The following is a 19,178-nucleotide window of genomic DNA, read 5'->3' as shown; positions in this document are numbered from 1 at the left end:
CAGGCTTGAAGGAGGTCTTATTAGAGGGCGCGCACTTTGCAGCAGGTGGGCGCTCATGTCAAAAAACCCGTGGTCAGCGAGTGTGCTCGCTCACCAAAAAAGCAGGTTTAAATTGATCGTTTGAATAAAGAAAGATCGGCAACGGCCGATACCTTGGCTCTATGTGTTTTCAGGTAAGGATGTACCGATGTCGCTTAGGCAGCTCTCCATTCAATGGAAAATCACCCTGCTCGCCGGCCTGTGCCTGCTGGGAATCGTGACCCTGCTGGTGGGTCTGTCGCTGTATCGCATGGAGCAGAGCTCGCAGCAGGTCAAGGCTTCCAGCATGCAGATGCTGGATGAAGCCGCCCAGGCGCGCATCGAGGCCCAGGGTGAAGTGCAGGCACTGGGCATTCGTCAACAGTTCATGGACGCCTACCAGTACGGCCATGGTTTCTCCCGCCAAGTGCTGTTCCTGCGCGAGCAAGCCGAGAAGCGCTTTCTCGACGCCTTCGACACCCGTGAAGACCTGACCCGCCAGGTCAAGGCCGCGCTGCAGGCCAACCCGGATTTGCTCGGTCTGTCCCTGGTGTTCGAAGCCAATGCCCTGGATGGCAAGGATGAACTGTTCACAGGCCAGGCGGAGCTGGGCAGTAACGACAAAGGCCGCTTCGCCCTGTACTGGTCGCAACCGACACCGGGCACGCTGACCTCGATGGCATTGCCAGAAAGCGACATGTCCGATACCAGCATCAGCCCCAGCGGTGAAAAGGCCAACGCGTGGTTCACCTGCCCACGCAGCACGCTCAAGCCATGTGTGATCGAACCGTACTTTTACAAGATCGACGGGCAAAACGTGCTGATGACCAGCATCGTCTTCCCGCTGATGGTCAATGGCAAAGTCATCGCCTCGCTGTCGGTGGACATCAACCTCAACAGCCTGCAGGCGGTGAGCCAACAGGCTAGCCAAAAACTGTACGACGGCCAGACCCAGGTCAGCATCCTCAGCCCCACGGGTTTGCTCGCCGGCTACAGCGCGGACGCCAGCAAGCTCAGCCAGCGCCTGGACCAAGTCGACACCGCCAACGGCGCACAGGTGATCAGCGCCCTGGCCGGCAGTACCCAGATTCGCAGCCTGCGTACCGACCATCAGCTCAAGGTACTGGCGCCATTCACACCGATCCCGGGCGGCAAGCCGTGGGGCGTGTTGCTGGATGTGCCAGAGAAAGTCCTGATCGCCCCCGCCGAAGCACTGAAGGCGCAACTGGATACCGACAATGCCAACGGCACCCTGCTGGAACTGGGCCTGGGCTTGATTGCCGCCGTGGTCGGCTTGATTCTGGTCTGGTTGATGGCACGCAGCGTGACACGGCCGATCCTCGGCGTGGCGCACATGCTCGAAGACATTGCCAGCGGCGAAGGCGACCTGACCCGCCGCCTGGCCTACGACAAACAGGACGAATTGGGCCAATTGGCCGGCTGGTTCAACCGCTTCCTCGACAAGCTGCAACCGATCATCGCCGAGGTGAAACGCTCGGTGCAGGACGCCCGTGGCACCGCCGACCAGTCCGCCGCCATTGCAACTGAAACCAGCGCTGGCATGGAGCAGCAGTACCGCCAGGTCGATCAGGTGGCCACCGCCTCCCATGAAATGAGCGCCACCGCACAGGACGTCGCGCGCAGTGCCGCACAGGCTGCGCAAGCGGCACGCGATGCCGACCAGGCCACCCGCGACGGCCTCACGGTGATCGATCGCACCACCCGCAACATCGGGGAGTTGGCGGCAGATATGAGCACAGCCATGGCCCAAGTCGAAGGCCTGGCCGCCAACAGCGAGAAAATCGGTTCGGTGCTGGAAGTGATTCGCGGCATCGCCGAGCAGACCAACCTGCTGGCGCTTAACGCTGCCATCGAGGCCGCCCGCGCTGGTGAGGCCGGCCGTGGCTTTGCGGTGGTGGCCGATGAAGTGCGCAATCTGGCGCGGCGTACCCAGGAATCGGTGGAAGAAACCCGCTTGGTGATCGAGCAATTGCAAAACGGCACCGAAGAGGTCGTCGGCTCGATGGGCAATAGTTATCGCCAGGCCCAGGGCAGCGTCGAACAAGTCGGACAGGCCGTGACCGCCCTGCGCCAGATTGGCGATGCCGTCACAGTGATCAGCGACATGAACCTGCAAATCGCCAGTGCCGCCGAAGAGCAAAGCGCGGTGGCCGAGGAGATCAACAGCAACGTCGCGACGATCCGCGATGTGACTGAGTCGCTGTCGGAACAGGCGAATGAGTCGGCGCGCGTGAGCCAGGCATTGAACAGCCTGGCGAATCAGCAGCAGGGGTTGATGGATCAGTTCCGCGTCTAAAAACACAGACCTGCAGGAACCGGCTTGCCGGTTCCTGCAGGGTGTGCGTTAACGCTTGGGCAATTCGATCAGCACTTTCAGCCCACCCAACCCACTCTCCTGCAACTGCAACACCCCACCCCACACCTCGACAATATCCCGCACGATTCCCAGTCCCAGGCCATGCCCGTCAATCTGTTCATCCAGGCGCGCGCCCCGACTGAACACCTGGTCACGCTGGGTTTCGGGGATGCCAGGGCCGTCATCTTCCACCACCAACCGATAGCTGTGCGCCGCCTCGGTGACGGTCAGGCGCACATCGGCATCCGCCCACTTGCAGGCGTTATCCAATAGGTTGCCGAGCAGCTCCAACAGGTCTTCACGGTCCCAGGGCAGTTGCAGGCCGGGCGCGGCGTGGTAGCTCAGGTCCAGGTGCTCACCGTGGATCATGCTCAGGGTGGCGAGCAAACCGGGCAGTTCTTTCTCGCAGTCGAACAAAGCGCCCGGCAGCGTTTCCCCGGCCAGGCGAGCGCGGTTGAGTTCGCGGTTGAGGCGTTGCTGTACTTGCTCCAATTGGTCACGCAGCAGTTTGCTCAGCGCCGGGTGATCCCTGAGCGCCTCGCTCGAGGCCGCGCTCAACAGCACCGCCAGTGGGGTTTTGAGCGCGTGCCCGAGGTTGCCCAGGGCGTTGCGCGAACGCTTGAGGCTGTCTTCGGTGTGGGCGAGTAGGTGGTTGATCTGCGCCACCAGCGGCTCCAGCTCCAGCGGCACCTGGTTATCCAGTTGCGAGCGTTGCCCCTGTTGCAGCTGGGCAATCTGGTTGCGCGCGGTCTCCAGCGGGCGCAAGGCGCGGCGCACGGTGACCCGTTGCAGGATCAGCACCAGCAGCAGCGCCGCCAGCCCCAGCACCAGGCCGATCTGGCGCATCAGGCGAAAGCTTTCGCGCACCGGGGTGTAGTCCTGGGCCACGCTGATGGAAATCGATTGGCCAAAGCGCTTGTAGTCCGAACGCAACACCAGCAATTGCTGGCCTTCCGGCCCCAGTTGCAGGTTGCCCTTCAGGCCGGCCTCGGGCAGGCGCGGCAGTTCCTGGTCCCATAGCGAGCGGGAGCGCCAGTGGGTATCGGCAAAATCGATGCGAAAGTAATGCCCGGAGAACGGTCGCTGATAGGCCGGCGACAGGCGTTGCTCATCCAGTTGCACGCCATTGGGCCCGCGCACCAGCGCCACCAGCAGGTTTTCGGCGTCATTGCGCAATCCAGCTTCCAGGTACCGCTGCAACCCGGCTTCGAACAACCACAAGCTGGTTTGTGCCAGCACCACGCCGACGATCACCATCACGCTGATCAGGCCCAGGCTCAGGCGCCGCTGGATCGACTTCATGCAGGGCTGGCGCCGAACCGATAACCCTGGCCGCGGCGGGTCTCGATCACGCTGCGGCCCAGTTTGCGGCGAAGGTGGTTGACATGGACTTCGAGCACGTTGGAATCGCGCTCGGTCTCGCCGTCGTACAGGTGCTCGGCCAAGTGGCTTTTAGACAGAATCTGTTCGGGGTGCAGCATGAAATAGCGCAACAGGCGGAATTCGGCGGCGGTCAGCTGGATCTCGGCGCCGTCGCGCAGCACGCACTGGCGGCCCTCATCCAAGTGCAGGCCGGCAGCTTGCAGGGTGGGCTGGTTGGCCTGGCCATGGGAACGACGCAACAGTGCCTGGATGCGCAGGTGCAGTTCTTCCGGGTGAAAGGGCTTGGCCAGGTAATCGTCGGCGCCGGCCTTGAGCCCTTCGATACGCTCGGCCCAGGAATCGCGGGCGGTGAGGATCAGCACAGGCGTCGCCAATGCGGCGGCACGCCATTGCGCCAGGACCTCCAGACCAGGCAGACCGGGCAGCCCAAGGTCGAGAATGATCAGGTCGTAGGGCTCGCTTTGCCCCTGGTAGGCGGCATCACGCCCGTCGGCCAACCAATCGACGGCATAGCCCTGGCGCTGGAGACCCGCTAACAGTTCATCCGCCAAGGGTACGTTGTCTTCCACCAGCAGCAGGCGCATCAGTCTTCCTCGTCTTTGATCAGCACACCGGTGCTCGCGTCCAGCTTGATCTCGCGCACCACACCTTCGGTAGTCACCAGTTCCACTTCATAGGCATATTGCCCGTGCTTCTTTTCCAGCTCGGCTTCCAGCAGGCGTGAGCCGGGATAGCGCGACATGGCCTGCTGCAACAGTTGCTCCAGCGGCAGGATCACCCCCTGCTGGCGCAGCGCCAAGGCTTCATCCTGGTTGAGGTCGCGGGCTGCCAGGCTGGAGCAAAATGCCATGAGCACCAGCGCCACGCGACTGCAGGCGCGTAAATTTACCTTCATTACGTATCCTGATGATTCTTGAGAACCTGCCCGGTGAGCGCGTCCAATTCAACATCCCATTCGATGCCGTGGGCATCTTCCAATTCAACCTCATAGACGTACTTGCCATAGGCCTCGTCGAGGTCGGTATCCAACAGTGTCGATCCGGGATGCAGGGCCAGGGCCGCAGCTTCCAGTTGGTCAAAGGCGACGATAGTAACAGTGGCAGGCACTTTCAGTGGCTTGTCGGGGTCCACGGCTCGGGCCTGGGTCGCCGTGAAGGCAATAATACCGGCGGCGACCAGAGCGGTGAGGCGCTTCATGATATGTCTCCGTTACAGGATGTTTTCCTACGCCAGCCACCGTACGCGCTGCAACTTAACTGAAACTGAATTGCCACCATGGCAATTCCCGCCAAGGCCTTTTCCCCCACATCCCGCGAGATTTTCTATAATGCTCCGCTCGCTCGACCAGAGACCGGTATGACAGCCATCCACATCAAGTTTCCCGCCCTGACGCTCAAGGCCGGCAAACGCGCCTTTGCGCGCATTCGTGAGCAAGGTCTCAAGCCTGCGGACGTCGGCATCCTGCCCGGCGCGGCTGGCGGCCCCAAGGCACTGGGCATCCAGGGCCTGGACCTGGCGCTGTTCGGCGACTGGCTGCCCCGCGCGCCACGGGAGCGCGCGCTGATCGGCGCGTCCATCGGTTCCTGGCGGTTTGCCAGCGCCTGCCTGCCCGACCCGGTGCAAGGCCTGCTGGACCTCGGCCGCCTGTACAACGAACAGCGTTTTGCCAAAGGCGTGACCATGGCCGAAGTCAGCCAAAGCTGCCAGCGCATGCTCGACGACCTGCTGTCCGGGCGCGATGCACGGGTGCTGGACAACCCGGACTATCGCCTCAACATCATGGTGGTCAAGAGCCACGGCCTACTTGCCGATGACCACCGCGGTCGCCTGGGGCTGGGCCTGTCGTCGGTGATTGCCGATAACCTGCGCGGCCGCGCGCGGCTGTCGCGGCACTTCGAACGCCTGATTATCCACGATCCGCGCCAGGCCCCGCCGGTGCATCCGTTGACGGATTTCCCCTCGCGCTTCCTGGCCCTGGAGCTGGGCAACCTGCGCCAGGCACTGCTGGCGTCGGGCTCGATCCCCATGGTGATGCAAGGCGTGCGCGACCTGCCGGGCGCCGGCGCCGGTACCTACCGCGATGGCGGCCTGCTGGACTACCACCTTGACCTGCCCTATCACGGCGATGACATCGTGCTGTACCCGCACTTCACTGATCGGGTCATCCCCGGCTGGTTCGACAAGGGCCTACCGTGGCGGCGCAGCAACCAGCAAGGCCTGCAAGACGTGTTGCTGCTGGCGCCCTCCAAGGACTACCTGGCCCGCCTGCCCCACGGCAAGCTGCCCGACCGCAGCGACTTCAAGCGCTTCTTGGGCGACGACACGAGCCGCAACAAGTACTGGCAGACCGCGATGAGCGAGAGCCGGCGGCTGGGGGATGAGTTTCTGGCGCTGGCGGATAACGGCCAATTGGGCGAAAGACTAAGCGTCCTTTAGTCGCTGGCTTGCCTGCGATGGCAATAAGCACCTGCACAACGCCTTAGGCTGGGCCGGCGTTCCGGGCTCTTTTCCATAAGTGACCCGCTGCAAGAGCGGAACCCATGGCAGCCGTTACCGCAGAAATGGACAGGTACCCGGTCTGATCCATCACCCAGGTCAGTTGCTAGGCCGCTTTCGCGGGCAAGCCCGCTGCCCCATGTTTGGATCGCGGGAGGCGTGGATAAATGCGGCGCCTATCTATTTTTCACCTGCAAGCCGGCGCCTACAGAGGGACGGTATGCGCGGCAAGGGTTCAAGCTGTTAAACTCGCCGCCTGCCAGACATCGACCGAGCTGAAAACACCGTGGAAATCTTCAAAGAGTTTACCTTCGAATCCGCCCACCGCCTGCCTCATGTACCGGAAGGCCACAAATGCGGGCGCCTGCATGGGCACTCGTTCAAAGTGGCGATCCACCTGAGCGGCGACCTGGATCCCCATACCGGCTGGATTCGCGACTTCTCGGAGATCAAGACGATTTTCAAGCCGCTCTATGAACGCCTTGATCACAACTACCTCAATGACATTCCAGGCCTGGAAAACCCGACCAGCGAAGTGCTGGCCAAGTGGATCTGGAATGAGCTCAAACCCCTGCTGCCGGAGCTCAGCGCGATTCGTATCCACGAGACCTGCACCAGCGGCTGCATCTATCGCGGCGAATAAGCCCGCGATATGAAAAAACCACCCATGCGGTGGTTTTTTTGTGCCCGTCTCCCTTACAGTCGTGGCTTCCTGCCCACAAGGAGCACGCGGCAATGATGCGCCCCGCTACGAGTCATGATGTCGCTGCTATCGAGGCCATTGTCCAGGCGGCCTACTCGCCGTATATCGAGCGGATTGGCCGCAAGCCGGGGCCGATGCTGGAGGACTATCACCAGCAGGTGAACATCGGTGGCGTGCATGTGCTGGAGCAAGCCGGGCAGCTTCAGGGCTTTATTATCCTGCGGGATACCGACGGCGCGCTGTTGCTGGATAACCTGGCCGTCGCCCCGCACGCCCAGGGCCTGGGCTTCGGGCGGTTGCTGATGGATTTTGCCGAACAGCAGGCCCTCGACGCAGGCTTCACCGCCATCCGCCTGTACACCAACGAAACCATGACCGAGAACATCGGGCTGTACACGCGACGTGGTTATGTCGAAACCCATCGCGCTGAAGAACACGGCCTGCGTCGCGTATACATGACCAAGCGACTGCGGGAGTCACCCATGGAAAACACCTGGCTGGCCCAAGCCAAACGCCTGCAGGCACTGGCCTCCACGGGACTGCACTTTTGCACCGATGATTTCGAGCGCGAGCGCCTGGAAGAGATTGCCGAGATTGCCCACAGGATGCTCGCACAATTGGGCAATGTGCCCTTGGAACGTATCACCGGGTTGGTCACCGACTTCGCCCAGCGCTACTCGACGCCAATGGTCGACGTACGCGGTGCGGTCATCGAGGGCGACCGGATTCTACTGGTGCGCGAGTTGACCGATGGCTGCTGGGCGTTGCCGGGAGGTTATGCCGACATCGGCTTGTCAGCGGCGGAAAACATCGTCAAGGAGATCCGCGAGGAAGCCGGGCTGACGGTGACCGCACGGGCACTGTATAGCGTGACGCACAAGGCCAAGGGGTTGTATCGGCCGGACATACGGGACTTCTACAAGCTTTACTTCCTGTGTGAACCGCTGGATCGGTCGGCACCGATGGCGGGCTTGGAGACCACCGATGTGGGCTTTTTCCGCCTTGATGAGCTGCCGCCACTGTCGCGCGGACGCACCATCGAAAGTGACCTGGAAGCTGCATTCGCCTTCCACCGGGGTGAGACGACCTACACGCTGTTCGACTGATCCATTTTGTATCACCGCTGCACTGCTTTCGTGCCCAACTGGGCACTGCGAACAACCCTCGCTGCGTTCCCGCCCTGTTTGGCTATAAATACTGTGCACGGTGCACAGCCACAACCGTGCGCCTGTCACTGCTGCCGGTTTGGCACGCACGGTGCAATACGCCTGCGTCACTCATTCAGGAGCACGCCACATGACGCAGCAAGAACCGGGCAATGATTACCCCCTCAGCGAAGTCCCGATGCATGCGCGCAAAGGCCTGGCGTCGACCGCCATGGTGCTGCTGGGCTTTACGTTCTTTACCGCGACCATGTTTGCCGGCGGCAAGCTGGGCGTGGCGTTCAGTTTCACCGACATGCTCGGCGTCGTGGCCCTGGGTAACCTGCTGCTGGGTATCTACGCCGCAGGCCTGGGGTACATCGCGTTCAAGAGCGGGCTGAATTCGGTGCTGATGGGGCGCTTCTGCTTCGGTGAAGTGGGCAGCAAGCTCAGCGACTTGATCCTCGGCTTTACCCAGATCGGCTGGTACGCCTGGGGCACCGCCACGGCCGCCGTGGTGTTGGGCAAATATTTCGAGCTGGGCCAGGACAGCGTGCTGGCGCTGATGGTGCTGTTTGGCCTGGTGTTCTGCGCCACGGCCTATATCGGCTATCGCGGGCTGGAGATTCTGTCCTACATCGCGGTGCCGGCAATGGGCATCCTGCTGTTTCTGTCGATGTGGGTAGCCACGGTAAAAGTCGGCGGGCTGGAGGGGCTACTGGCGGTGGTGCCGACCGCTGAACTGGACTTGTCCACGGCGATTACCCTGGTATTCGGCACCTTTGTCAGCGGCGCGACCCAAGCCACCAACTGGACGCGCTTTTCGCGCTCGGCCAAGGTGGCGGTGCTGGCCAGCCTGATCGGTTTCTTTATCGGCAACGGCTTGATGGTGCTGATCGGTGCCTACGGCGCCATCGTCTATCAACAACCGGACGTCGTCGAAGTGTTGCTGCTGCAAGGCTTTGCGATGGCGGCGATGGCCATGTTGCTGCTCAATATCTGGAGCACTCAGGACAACACTATCTACAACTTCGCAGTGGCTGGCTGCAACCTGCTGCGCACCAAGCGGCGCAAGACTGTGACCCTGGCCGGCGCGGTGATCGGCACCCTGCTGGCATTGCTCGGCATGTACGACATGTTGGTGCCGTACCTGATTCTGCTGGGTACGGTGATCCCACCGATTGGCGGGGTGATCATGGCGGACTTCTTCTACCGGTATCGCGGCCACTATCCGCGCCTGGCCGAGGCACGCCTACCTGCGTTCAACTGGACAGGGCTGGTGGCCTATGCGGTGGGCACTGTGCTGGCGTTCAATTCACCCTGGGTCGCGCCGTTGGTGGGCATTGTTGCCGCGTCGCTGACCTACATCGTGCTGACCGCCGTGCTCCGGGTGCGCGCGCCCTTGGCTGATGCCCAGGCATGAGCCTGACCATTGCCGATGTGCTGGCCTTGCCGGGCCTGGAGTCCATGTGCCTGCGCGCCGGTGAGGCAGGCCTGGAGAATGGCGTGCGCTGGCTCTACGTGGCGGAAAACAGCGGGATTGCCGAATGGGTGCTCGGTGGCGAACTGGTGTTCGTCACCGGAATCAATCACCCGCGCGACGAAGCCAACCTGCTGCAACTGCTGGAAGAAGCCTGCGAGCGTCAGGTGGCTGGATTGGTGATTCTGACCGGGCCGGCGTATATCCAGGCGATTCCCCGGCGCTTGCTGGAGGCTGCCGAAGCTGCCGGCATGCCGCTGATCGAGCAACCTTACTCGTTGAAAATGGTGCTGGTGACCCAGGCCATTGGCTCGGCGCTGATCCAGTCCGAGCAATTGGGGCGCTCGCGGCACGATGTGCTGGAGCGCTTGCTGACCGGCGACTATCAGTCCCTGGATTTGCTGCTGCACCGTGGCGTGCAATTGGGCCTGTCGCTGGCCGGGCATTGGCAGGTTGTGCAACTGCAACTGGAAGGCAGTGAACTGCTGTTTGCCCAGGGCGATACTGCGGAGGTCGAAGCGCAACTGGCTCGCCAACACGACGGAATCAGTCGGCGTTTGCGCCAGGTGTCGGCGGGGCTGCCGGTACTCGGGCGGGCCGGGCAATGGACACTGTTGCTGCCGGCCCCGGACGCTGTCGCTGCCCAGGCCAACCGCCAGCAGTTGGCCAGTTGGCTCAACCCGCTGAACCTGCGCCTGGCGCCGCTCAAATTGTTTATCGGCCTCAGCGCCGCTGCGCACCCACCGGCACGCCTGGCCCAGGCGCAGGATGAGGCACGCCAGGCACTGGCGGCCGCGCGGCGTTTCAGCGAGCGGGCCGGGCTGTGCGTATACGATGAGCTGGGCGTACTCAAATTGCTCAGCGGGGTACGCGATCGGGCCCTGCTCGATCAGTTCCTGAATGAACGCCTCGGCCCATTACTGCGCCACGATATGCACCATGGCCCCAGCCTGATGCCCACCCTGGAAGCCTGGTTTCACGAGAATGGTAACCTTGTGGCCGCCGCCCAGCGGTTGGCTGTGCACCGCAACACCCTGACGCACCGCATCCAGCGCATCGAGGCCTTGTGCGGCCTGACGCTGGATAATGCTTATGATCGCCTGGACATCGGTATTGCACTGATGATCTGGCGACTGTCTGCCTGATTGTCTTTAGCCAAGAGGAACTTGCCCATGCACATCATCAACGCCCGCCTGCGCAACCGTGAAGGCCTGCATGATCTGCACCTGGAACACGGCCGGATCGCCAGTATCACCCCACAATCGAGTGCCACGATTGCGACGGCCGACGACCTGGACGCCGCCGGCAACCTGGTGATCCCCCCTTTCGTGGAGCCCCATATCCATCTCGACGCCACGCTGACCGCTGGCGAACCGCGCTGGAACATGAGCGGCACCCTGTTCGAAGGCATCGAGTGCTGGGGCGAACGCAAGGCCACCATCACCCAGGAAGACACCAAGACCCGCGCCAAGAAGACTATCCAGGCCCTGGCCGCCCACGGCATCCAGCATGTGCGCACCCATATCGACGTCACCGACCCGGATCTGACCGCGCTCAAGGCCATGCTGGAAGTGCGCCAGGAAAGCACGCACCTGATCGACCTGCAGATCGTCGCGTTCCCCCAGGAAGGCATCGAGTCGTACCGTAACGGCCGTGAGCTGATGGAAGAAGCCATCCGCCTGGGCGCCGACGTGATCGGCGGCATCCCTCACTTTGAATACACCCGCGACCAGGGCGTGAGCTCAGTGAAGTTCTTGATGGACCTGGCCGAACGCACCGGTTGCCTGGTGGACGTGCACTGTGACGAAACCGACGACCCGCATTCGCGCTTCCTCGAAGTACTGGCCGAAGAGGCCCGCAGCCGTGACATGGGGGCCCGTGTCACCGCCAGCCATACCACCGCCATGGGCTCCTACGACAATGCCTACTGTGCCAAACTCTTCCGCCTGCTGGGGCACTCCGGTATCAGCTTCGTCTCCTGCCCCACCGAGAGCATTCACCTGCAAGGCCGCTTCGACGCCTTCCCGAAACGTCGCGGCGTCACCCGGGTCAATGAACTGCTGGAAGCCGGCATGAACGTCTGCTTCGGGCAGGACTCCATCGTCGACCCCTGGTACCCCCTGGGTAACGGCAACATCCTGCGGGTGCTGGAAGCCGGTTTGCACATCTGCCACATGCTTGGCTACCGCAACCTGCAAAGCGCCCTGGACCTGGTGACCGACAACAGCGCCAAGGCCATGGCCCTGGGTGACCGCTACGGCCTGGAGCCTGGACGGCCCGCGAACCTGTTGATCCTCTCGGCGGACAGCGACTACGAGGTCATCCGGAGCCAGGGCCTGCCGCTTTACTCGATCCGCAACGGCAAGGTGTTGATGAAGCGCCAGCCAGCGCACGTCGAGTTCGTTTAAACGCCTGGTTCAGACGATCGAGTCGATATCCAGTGTTTGCGCCCTCCCCGATTCTTCATGGATGGCGGGAGGGATACTCGCGAGCGGGGCCGGCTCACGGTTTTCACGGTGGCCGAACCAGCGCTTGAGGCTCGCTTGCAAGTTGGCATTGTGGGCATGACTGCCATAGACATCCCGGGCTTCCAGACGGCGCCAACGCAGGCTTGCAAGGCGCTCGCGGCTGGTATGCAAGCGGTCGATCTCGGCGTTCAAGGCTTCGTTGTGCTCATAGCCACGGTCATTGGCGGGCCTCAGGCGGGCCAGTTCACGTCGCTTGTTGCGCAGTTGCTGGCGCATGGTCTCGAGTGCGTGGTCGAGCAGGTCAAATTCTCTCGGCGTTACCAGGGGCCCGTTGCTTTCCTGGGTTTGTTGCCAGCGCCGTAGTGTCGCCCAGGCGGCCGGGATGTAGCTGGCGGTCATGAAGTGCTGGTGGGCCTGGAACAGCTGCCGGAGCAGGTTGTCACGATTGGGCATGTCGCCATGCAGTTGCAACGCTCGGCTGCAGCCGGCTTCCTGGATGGATTCACAACCCGGCTTCCACAACACCGAGGAATGCGTGCCATCCGCGAGCACGATCGGCATGAAGTGTTGCTGTTCGCCATGGTGCTGGTAGGGATTGCCACCGAAACGTAACAGGCCTGCGGCGAACAACAGCCCACCCGGCGCGGGTGCGCTGAACAGTGTGACGGCGCCGGGGACCCAGAGTTTGGCGGTGGTGTTCATCCACGGGGCCGGCACACTGGGGACGGGGTCGTTATGGTTGACGATGCGGTGGTGGACCAGGGCTGAGGCGCCGAGGGTAAATTCGGCGTCGGCCGCGCGGGGGGCGCCGTAGGTGTAGAGGAGGATGTTGTAGGTACGATTAGGAATACGACGTAGGCCTTCTGCCAACAGCAACGCGATTGCGCCGCCCAGGCTATGGCCGCAGATGACGATTCGTTGCCCTATATGAAACTGAGCGAGGTAATGCAGCACGAAATCACGTATCGCCCGGTAAGCCTGATAAAAGCCTTCGTGTGCCTTACCGACGCCCTCGGCGAAAGCCACCTGATGGGCATTGGCATCCCTTAACCCATCCGTTGCGCTGGCGGTACCACGTATTGCAATCAGGATTACCTCCTCATGGTGGCTGATAAATGCCTGAGTATCGGTACCAAACTCTTCATCATCGAAAAAGTGCAAACGTGCCGGGTGCTCCTGCTCAGCCCCCAACTCCGGTCGGTTTTGCGGATACAACGCCGGATCGAATGGCAGTATCTCGAAGCGCCTGGAGTACGGGACTTCTTCGTATAGGGGATAGAAACATTGCTGTTGCTCCGCATCGACTCGCCAGGCCTCGTGATAACCCGAGAGTTTTTCAGCAAAAAAATGACTGACGCTGGGATCGAGGGGAAATCGAACTTCGTCTTGAGGCTGTTGAGGTGGCTCCTGGCCGAAATCGCAATAACTCAAGGTGGACATCAACGCCAACTGGTACAGGTTCAAGGCACAGAAACGGTCTTCGGTCGAAAGCATCGGACGTAAAGCTCGCAGTGGCCGAACTTGAAGAACGGTGTGGTTGTTGGGAAACAACACGATCCCCGCCAAAGTCGGTTGGGATGGTCCAAAGCCAAGGTCCGCCAGCATCTTTAATGCATGCCGCTGGGGTTGATGAGTTCGCTGCGCAATCGGTGGCAAGTGGGCGACATGACGGACCAGATCGCGAACTTCAACTTGATAAAACCGACAGGCTGTTTGTTGAACCGGATCATCTTCGGTACGCCGACCGTCGGAGCGAGCAAATCGGGTCTGTTCGGCACGAATTTGAAGCTCGGTGATCGGCAGCTTGTATGTGGGGCGCGACATCAACTGACGATACAATGGCTCTGTGCCTGAGTACAGGTCGTCGAAAACAAGGACTACAGGCCCGCAATACATATCTTTTAACTCCGCGAACCCGTCTCCATTCAGCCGACCTTTGTATTGTTGTCCCGCACTGTCGTGAAGGGTGTAAGGCAATCCACCGTAGGCCGTCCCAACGCCGAGTTCATCCACCAGGCAAAAACTCACCCAATGCCCGCGCAATGCACAGGCCGGCTTGTTATCACTGAAAAAAGGTTGCTTCCGTGCGTCCAGCTTCATGAGCTTGCTCCTTGTTAATTACACGATGGATAGACATCACAGATGCGACCATCCGGCATTGTTATAGGCTTGAAGTCGGTGGTATTACCGTCGCAAAACGCATACAGGTCTTCAAAACTTTTACCTTTGCAACGCTTCCATCCGCCGGGAACGGCCACCCACCTATCGTCAAAGTAGGGAGCTTCCTCACCAGTCAATACAAACGTCGCCCTGAGGGTCTTTCCCGATAACTGATCTCGTTGCACTGCAACGCCTGCTCGTTGTTCTTGCGGCTGACTCGCCAGCCCGAAAGCGCTGCATGTAAGGGCCTTAATAATTGCGTGCTGCGGCCCCGCAGTCCGAAACCTCCACTGACATCGCCGGTGTAGTTCCTGAACTCTCGTCTCTGGCATCCCCGGTCCATCAGAGTCCGAATAATCTCGAATTGAGAAACTTGAATTGTCTCCTCCAACGTCTGAATCTCGAGGTCCCCACTTCGCATACGTTCTAAAATCCACACTGCGCAAAACCGTAGGGCACCCTTCAATGACCTCAGTCAGCGGTAGCTCAACACTCACGCGCTCAGCCATCGGTTTGTACCGCGCAATAAAGATTTTCCTCTCAGGTCGCTTGCCTCGACGCCTCGGCAACGTGCAAGTTTCCCCAGTCGCGGGCCCATAGTTGGCGCCGCCGATGAAGCGAAACTCCGCCGGCAAATCCACCTCCAACGTAAACCGCTCGACCGGCTTCCCCACGCACCCCGTCAGCCCAACCACCCCTAACGCAATTAACACACCCCACCTTCGCCTACTCATCCTTTCCCCCCGTTAATGCCCACTGCGTTACCACCCGTTCAAAATGGTCCCCTGGTGCTTCCCCAGCCAGTGGTTGCCACCGAATGACACTGCTGCGCGTGGCCTCTTCCAGCCGTCGCACCACCAGGAACTCCAGCTGTTCCGGCCTTCGCCACTGCCAGGTACGAGCCTGTTTCAGCAGCTGTTCCAGCCAGATTCTCGGGTCTTGGAATTCCGCCAACGCGACCAGGTCTTCACTGTGCTCGGCCAACAGGTAACGCAGGATATTGGCGTGCAGGATGGCTTCGGCGTTCGGGTTGGGCGTGTTCAACCAGGGCGCGGGATCCGGCACGGGATACTCGCCGGGCTGCGGGTTGTCAGCCGTGCGCCAGCGCTCTTCGTGCCAGTAGCACACGCTGACCAACGGGCCGAGGAAGGCCGGTAAGTGTTCCGGTTGCAGGTACGCCAGCGCACGCCCCAGGGTGCGGTTGTCGTGAAAGCGGTACATCGACGGCGCGCCGGTTGTCCCCACCAGCAGCCTGTCACGCCAGTGTCGAGTCACGGCCGCCAAGTCTTCGCCTGGGAGACTGCCCAGCCAACCCCAGTTGTTATCGGGCTGCTGCACAAGGGCGAGCAATGCAGGTTCGCTCATCTGCTCGAGCAGCAAAACCACGGGGCCCTCCCCCGCCAGTTCCGCCAAGTCGGTCTCGGCGTAGAGGCTGCGATACCCTGAAACATCGCGCGTCGCCAGCAGTGGCTGACAGGCGTCGTCATGCCCCTCAAGGATCAAGCACAGGCGGCGTCCTGCCTGATGCTGTTGATCCATCCATCGGCCTGGCATGTTCTGCATCAAGCGGCCCTCCCCGACAGATCACATAGGCCTTCGCGGCAGCGCTCGCATACCGGGCAGTAATCGGCCCCCAGTTGCCTGGCCAGTTTCATCAGGGTGCCTTGCACCGTGGAGAGCCTTGGCCGGTCGGCCGCCGCCAGGGCACTTGCCGCCCAGGTGACGGACGGTGTGCCGCCAAGGGTGATGGGACGACTGCTGAAGATGCCGCCCGCCTGGATGACCAGGTGCTCGCCACCTGCCTTGAGGCTCAGTTGCGCCCCGGCGTCGATCACGAGGCTGGCTCCGGACTTGAGATGAAGCTGCTGCCCAGCCTCGACGAACAGGGTCTGGCCAACACGGGTCTGGCTGTCGCCTTGGACATCGAGGTGGTCGCTGGCCTTGAGCACAACACGACGATCACCGGTGACGTGGCGATGCTCCTCACCGCCCAGGTGAGTGGTGCTCATGCCCTGAATGACCTCCCGCCGTTCGCCCGCCACCTCCAACCGGCTGTCATGGCCAACCTGCTGCTCCAGGTCCCGCTGCGCACGCAGGTAGATCAGTTCCTCGCCACGCCGGTCTTCCAGGTACAGCTCGTTGGCGCCTGCGCCGCCGAGGGAGCTGCAGCTGCGCAAGACGCTGCGGGTCTTGTGCTGCGGCAAGGGATACGCCGGCCTATGCGACGCATTCGGCAGGCAACCGTTGATCAATGGCTGGTCCGGATCCCCCTCCAGGAAGGTCACCAGCACCTCCATGCCCACACGCGGGATCATCGTTGCACCGAACCCGTCGCCGGCCCATCCGGATGCCACCCGCACCCAGCAACTGCTTTTGTCATCCGACTTGTCCAGGCGGTCCCAGTGAAAGCGCACCTTCACCCGGCCATAGGTGTCGCAATGCACGTCCTCGCCAGGCGGACCGGTCACGGTGGCGGTCTGGCTGCCCTGGATGGTCGGCTTGGGATGCTTGAGCGGTGGTCGATGCACCGCTTGCCACGGGGTCGCGGTAAAGCGATTGCGATACCCCACGAATGCGTCCGTCGTGGGCAGCGACTCTTCCAGCACCTGCGGCTGATACCCCTCGTGGCGCACCGACGTGATAAGCCACAAGTCGTTGCAGGACGGATCGGGGTGATCGTGTAACTCGAGGAAGTGCCCACTGCGCAGCGCGGGTTGATCACTCTTGCCCAGTGCCCGGAGACGGTCGCGCTGGTGACGCTCCAACCCCCGCCGTGCCAATCGCTTGCCCCGGGCATGATCGGTGAACCCCGCGGGGTAGTGATAGTCCTCGAGAGGTTGCGCCGGAGCAGAGCCGGCGGTGTCCTGCAGGCACAACGAAGGGCGTTCGAAGTCATGGTCGCGGCGTACCGTCTTCTGGCTGCGCGTGGCCAGGCGCACATCGAAACGCTGGATAACCCGGGTATCGGCTTGCGGACCGCCCGCAGCGCAATAGCGCTGCGCGGGCAAGCGGCGAAACACCGTCTGGTCATCACCAAACACCAGTAGATGGGCGTCCGCGCTGTGACGGAAATGGTAGTGAATGCCCTCCTCTTCACACAGCCGCTGGATGAAGTGCAGGTCGCTTTCCGCGTACTGCACGCAGAACGTGCGCGGCGGATACACCACGGGACCCAGCTCGAACGCATAGGCATCCGCCAGGATGCCATGCTGTTCAAGAACCGCTGCGATGATCTGCGGCACGCTGCGTTGCTGGAAAATCCGCTGGTTGCGCCGGTGGGCAAGGTAGGCCAGCCGGGGCACGAGGGTCAGGTGATAGCGAGTGATGCGCCGGCCGGGGTCATCTCGACCAATGGCATAGACCTGCCCATGCAGGCCCTCTTGCGCGTCACCGAAATCCAGATAGGCGGGTTGGTGGAGCAACGATTCCAGGTCAAGGGAAGGGTTGTCACTCACGACCTGTACCTGGATGAAAAACGGTTGATCCAAGACTTCACTGCCTTTGAATGCCAGCACTTGGAAGTCGATATGCATGTGTGGAAGAATCAGTTTGAAACGTGACGAAACAAACGCGTTAACCATCCGTTGTTACCCGCCGTTGATGAATGAATCCCCTTGGAAATACTCCCTCTCGTTAAGCACGGAAAAGTTGCCGAGAAAAAGTGCCTGAACGCCTCGAAGCTTAGCGATTACGGGCAAAAATCGGCCTTTAAAAAATAAAAAAGAAGTTTCGTACGTCGAAACTGGAAGTATCTTTTACAAAACAAGAAAGCGAGCCAATGTGCCACTTCTTAATAATAAGAAATGCCCTACATCAATTTTTCTAACAACAACTAACTAACAGAGAAACGGCCGACATCGATTAACCGCATCGGCCGTTGAAAAACCTCACACTTGCAGCCGCGCAGTGCCGAACAGACTGACGCTCAGCAGCCTCTCGCCCTCAGTGTGCAAGCGTACCGGCGCAATGCCACCCGGCATCACCACGGCAACTTCACCGCTCTGCACCCAACCCGCACGCCATGCCGCGCAGGCGACGGCACTGGCACTGGTTCCGGAAGACGCCGTGGGACCTTCCCCGCGCTCGAACACGCGCGCGATGACGCGGTTGCCAGGCTGGCGCGCGGCCCATTGCAGGTTGACCCCGGCAATACAGGGGTGGCCTCTACCCGCCGGGGGCGCGAAGGCAATTGCCTTCAAGGCGTCGAACAGAGCCGGCTGCTGCATCTGTGCGTTGCCTGGCAATGCCGACACCTGCTCGACCAACGTTACACAGTGGGGGTTACCCACCCGCACGAATTGACTGGTTGCCCACTGTGGGTTGACCGCGGCCAGCTCACTGACATGGCTCAGTTCGGTGCCTGCCAGAAACGCCTGACCACCCCCCTGCGCGCCCACCGCCGCAGGCCCGAATGCAGGCAAACCCAGTTCAAGCCAGAACCCCGTAACCTGGTCACGAATGGCGGGCTCCACCCGAGTGGCAACTGGTGATACGGCATCCGATTTGTCGTGATGAACGCGCAAGTCGCTGGCGTCGTTCATCAGGCCCTGTTCAGTGAGCGCCTGGGCAAAAATCGTCAAGCCATTGCCGCTGCGCTCGGCCAGGGAGCCATCGGTATTGACGATGAGCAGGTCATACGGCGGCGCGGCCTGGAACGGCCCGACCAGCAAGCCGTCACAGCGGTGGGCCTTGGCGCCGGCCGGGCGTGGCGTCGGGCCCCAATCGCATTCGGAGGCGATGGCCGATGTCGCCCAGAGGTTGCGAGTAGACGCGGCCAAGGCAGCGTTCTCGGGGACAGCAATGCCTTTGTTCCTCAATGAGGTCGGGCTGACCACGCCATAGATATTGCCGCGCGCGTCGTAGAACAGGGTCATGGCGTTGCTTGCCGCAAATGCATCATCGACGGGTCCGTCCCATGGGCCTAAAGATTGGGACTACAGCGTATTACAGA

Annotated in this window: 16 protein-coding genes and 1 pseudogene; 8 read left to right on the top strand and 9 right to left on the bottom strand. The window is 61.6% G+C overall.

Annotated elements, in window-relative coordinates; all coding sequences use genetic code 11:
* Positions 1-187: 187 nt before the first annotated feature.
* Positions 188-2,335: a methyl-accepting chemotaxis protein gene (locus ATH90_RS10425; RefSeq protein WP_034103629.1), complete on the top strand. Its 2,148-nt coding sequence runs from the start codon at positions 188-190 to the stop codon at positions 2,333-2,335.
* Positions 2,336-2,383: 48 nt separating this feature from the next.
* Here the strand turns inward: ATH90_RS10425 and ATH90_RS10420 are convergent, their stop codons facing one another.
* From ATH90_RS10420 to ATH90_RS10405, 4 genes are read right to left on the bottom strand one after another with little or no spacing between them, the layout of a single operon-like run.
* Positions 2,384-3,697: a sensor histidine kinase gene (locus tag ATH90_RS10420; protein ID WP_098466203.1), complete on the bottom strand. Its 1,314-nt coding sequence runs from the start codon at positions 3,695-3,697 to the stop codon at positions 2,384-2,386.
* The gene (locus ATH90_RS10415) at positions 3,694-4,362 is read right to left on the bottom strand and encodes a response regulator transcription factor (protein WP_034103624.1); all 669 of its coding nucleotides are present in this window, start codon (positions 4,360-4,362) and stop codon (positions 3,694-3,696) included. Before ATH90_RS10415 ends, ATH90_RS10420 begins: the two co-directional genes overlap by 4 nt.
* Positions 4,362-4,673: a PepSY domain-containing protein gene (locus ATH90_RS10410; protein ID WP_034103622.1), complete on the bottom strand. Its 312-nt coding sequence runs from the start codon at positions 4,671-4,673 to the stop codon at positions 4,362-4,364. Before ATH90_RS10410 ends, ATH90_RS10415 begins: the two co-directional genes overlap by 1 nt.
* Complete coding sequence (locus ATH90_RS10405) at positions 4,673-4,975, bottom strand: PepSY domain-containing protein (protein WP_098466202.1); 303 nt, start codon at positions 4,973-4,975, stop codon at positions 4,673-4,675. The genes ATH90_RS10410 and ATH90_RS10405 overlap by 1 nt, the downstream gene beginning before the upstream one ends.
* Positions 4,976-5,134: 159 nt before the next feature.
* On the opposite strand from ATH90_RS10405, the gene ATH90_RS10400 reads away from it, so the two are divergent.
* The 7 genes and pseudogenes from ATH90_RS10400 (at position 5,135) to codA (ending at position 12,007) form a co-directional block, all read left to right on the top strand.
* A complete protein-coding gene (locus ATH90_RS10400) occupies positions 5,135-6,214 on the top strand; it encodes a patatin-like phospholipase domain-containing protein (protein ID WP_098466201.1) in 1,080 nt (359 codons plus the stop codon).
* A 346-nt stretch (positions 6,215-6,560) separates the two neighbouring features.
* Positions 6,561-6,917 (top strand): 6-carboxytetrahydropterin synthase QueD, encoded by a 357-nt coding sequence (gene queD / locus ATH90_RS10395; RefSeq protein WP_034103617.1) that lies wholly within the window; start codon positions 6,561-6,563, stop codon positions 6,915-6,917.
* Positions 6,918-7,009: 92 nt separating this feature from the next.
* Positions 7,010-7,447 (top strand): annotated as a pseudogene (locus ATH90_RS10390) (GNAT family N-acetyltransferase); the annotation flags it as partial.
* A 12-nt stretch (positions 7,448-7,459) separates the two neighbouring features.
* Positions 7,460-8,083, top strand: a complete 624-nt coding sequence (locus ATH90_RS10385; RefSeq protein ID WP_034104235.1) for an NUDIX hydrolase — start codon at positions 7,460-7,462, stop codon at positions 8,081-8,083.
* A 190-nt stretch (positions 8,084-8,273) separates the two neighbouring features.
* Positions 8,274-9,542, top strand: a complete 1,269-nt coding sequence (gene codB / locus ATH90_RS10380) for a cytosine permease (RefSeq protein WP_098466200.1) — start codon at positions 8,274-8,276, stop codon at positions 9,540-9,542.
* Positions 9,539-10,744, top strand: a complete 1,206-nt coding sequence (locus ATH90_RS10375; RefSeq protein ID WP_098466199.1) for a PucR family transcriptional regulator — start codon at positions 9,539-9,541, stop codon at positions 10,742-10,744. The genes codB and ATH90_RS10375 overlap by 4 nt, the downstream gene beginning before the upstream one ends.
* 27 nt (positions 10,745-10,771) lie before the next feature.
* On the top strand, positions 10,772-12,007 hold the full coding sequence (gene codA / locus ATH90_RS10370; RefSeq protein ID WP_034103610.1) for a cytosine deaminase: 1,236 nt from the start codon (positions 10,772-10,774) through the stop codon (positions 12,005-12,007).
* A gap of 9 nt (positions 12,008-12,016) precedes the next feature.
* Here the strand turns inward: codA and ATH90_RS10365 are convergent, their stop codons facing one another.
* The 5 genes from ATH90_RS10365 to ATH90_RS10345 all read right to left on the bottom strand — a co-directional run bounded on the left by ATH90_RS10365 (position 12,017) and on the right by ATH90_RS10345 (position 19,101).
* On the bottom strand, positions 12,017-14,167 hold the full coding sequence (locus ATH90_RS10365) for a lipase family protein (protein ID WP_098466198.1): 2,151 nt from the start codon (positions 14,165-14,167) through the stop codon (positions 12,017-12,019).
* Positions 14,168-14,181: 14 nt separating this feature from the next.
* Positions 14,182-14,961: a hypothetical protein gene (locus tag ATH90_RS29540; protein ID WP_080758250.1), complete on the bottom strand. Its 780-nt coding sequence runs from the start codon at positions 14,959-14,961 to the stop codon at positions 14,182-14,184.
* Positions 14,954-15,790 (bottom strand): DUF4123 domain-containing protein, encoded by an 837-nt coding sequence (locus tag ATH90_RS10355; RefSeq protein ID WP_098466197.1) that lies wholly within the window; start codon positions 15,788-15,790, stop codon positions 14,954-14,956. Before ATH90_RS10355 ends, ATH90_RS29540 begins: the two co-directional genes overlap by 8 nt.
* Entirely contained in the window at positions 15,790-17,808 is a 2,019-nt protein-coding gene (locus ATH90_RS10350; RefSeq protein ID WP_098466196.1) for a type VI secretion system Vgr family protein, read from the bottom strand. Before ATH90_RS10350 ends, ATH90_RS10355 begins: the two co-directional genes overlap by 1 nt.
* 306 nt (positions 17,809-18,114) lie before the next feature.
* On the bottom strand, positions 18,115-19,101 hold the full coding sequence (locus ATH90_RS10345) for a diaminopimelate epimerase (RefSeq protein ID WP_098466195.1): 987 nt from the start codon (positions 19,099-19,101) through the stop codon (positions 18,115-18,117).
* Between the last annotated feature and the right edge of the window lie 77 nt (positions 19,102-19,178).

The organism is Pseudomonas lurida (assembly GCF_002563895.1).
Classification (GTDB): domain Bacteria; phylum Pseudomonadota; class Gammaproteobacteria; order Pseudomonadales; family Pseudomonadaceae; genus Aquipseudomonas; species Aquipseudomonas lurida.
Note: the sequence above shows the minus strand (reverse complement) of the source record. Positions and strands in the feature narration are given on the sequence as shown.

What these genes read in the sequence shown, in the direction of transcription:
- ATH90_RS10345 (WP_098466195.1), bottom strand. Translation starts at nt 19,101, where the DNA reads ATGACCCTGTTCTACGACGCGCGCGGCAATATCTATGGCGTGGTCAGC.
- ATH90_RS10400 (WP_098466201.1), top strand. Translation starts at nt 5,135, where the DNA reads ATGACAGCCATCCACATCAAGTTTCCCGCCCTGACGCTCAAGGCCGGC.
- ATH90_RS10355 (WP_098466197.1), bottom strand. Translation starts at nt 15,790, where the DNA reads ATGCAGAACATGCCAGGCCGATGGATGGATCAACAGCATCAGGCAGGA.
- ATH90_RS10415 (WP_034103624.1), bottom strand. Translation starts at nt 4,362, where the DNA reads ATGCGCCTGCTGCTGGTGGAAGACAACGTACCCTTGGCGGATGAACTG.
- codA (WP_034103610.1), top strand. Translation starts at nt 10,772, where the DNA reads ATGCACATCATCAACGCCCGCCTGCGCAACCGTGAAGGCCTGCATGAT.
- ATH90_RS10410 (WP_034103622.1), bottom strand. Translation starts at nt 4,673, where the DNA reads ATGAAGGTAAATTTACGCGCCTGCAGTCGCGTGGCGCTGGTGCTCATG.
- ATH90_RS10365 (WP_098466198.1), bottom strand. Translation starts at nt 14,167, where the DNA reads ATGAAGCTGGACGCACGGAAGCAACCTTTTTTCAGTGATAACAAGCCG.
- ATH90_RS10350 (WP_098466196.1), bottom strand. Translation starts at nt 17,808, where the DNA reads ATGGTTAACGCGTTTGTTTCGTCACGTTTCAAACTGATTCTTCCACAC.
- ATH90_RS10405 (WP_098466202.1), bottom strand. Translation starts at nt 4,975, where the DNA reads ATGAAGCGCCTCACCGCTCTGGTCGCCGCCGGTATTATTGCCTTCACG.
- ATH90_RS10375 (WP_098466199.1), top strand. Translation starts at nt 9,539, where the DNA reads ATGAGCCTGACCATTGCCGATGTGCTGGCCTTGCCGGGCCTGGAGTCC.
- ATH90_RS10420 (WP_098466203.1), bottom strand. Translation starts at nt 3,697, where the DNA reads ATGAAGTCGATCCAGCGGCGCCTGAGCCTGGGCCTGATCAGCGTGATG.
- ATH90_RS10385 (WP_034104235.1), top strand. Translation starts at nt 7,460, where the DNA reads ATGGAAAACACCTGGCTGGCCCAAGCCAAACGCCTGCAGGCACTGGCC.
- codB (WP_098466200.1), top strand. Translation starts at nt 8,274, where the DNA reads ATGACGCAGCAAGAACCGGGCAATGATTACCCCCTCAGCGAAGTCCCG.
- ATH90_RS10425 (WP_034103629.1), top strand. Translation starts at nt 188, where the DNA reads ATGTCGCTTAGGCAGCTCTCCATTCAATGGAAAATCACCCTGCTCGCC.
- ATH90_RS29540 (WP_080758250.1), bottom strand. Translation starts at nt 14,961, where the DNA reads ATGAGTAGGCGAAGGTGGGGTGTGTTAATTGCGTTAGGGGTGGTTGGG.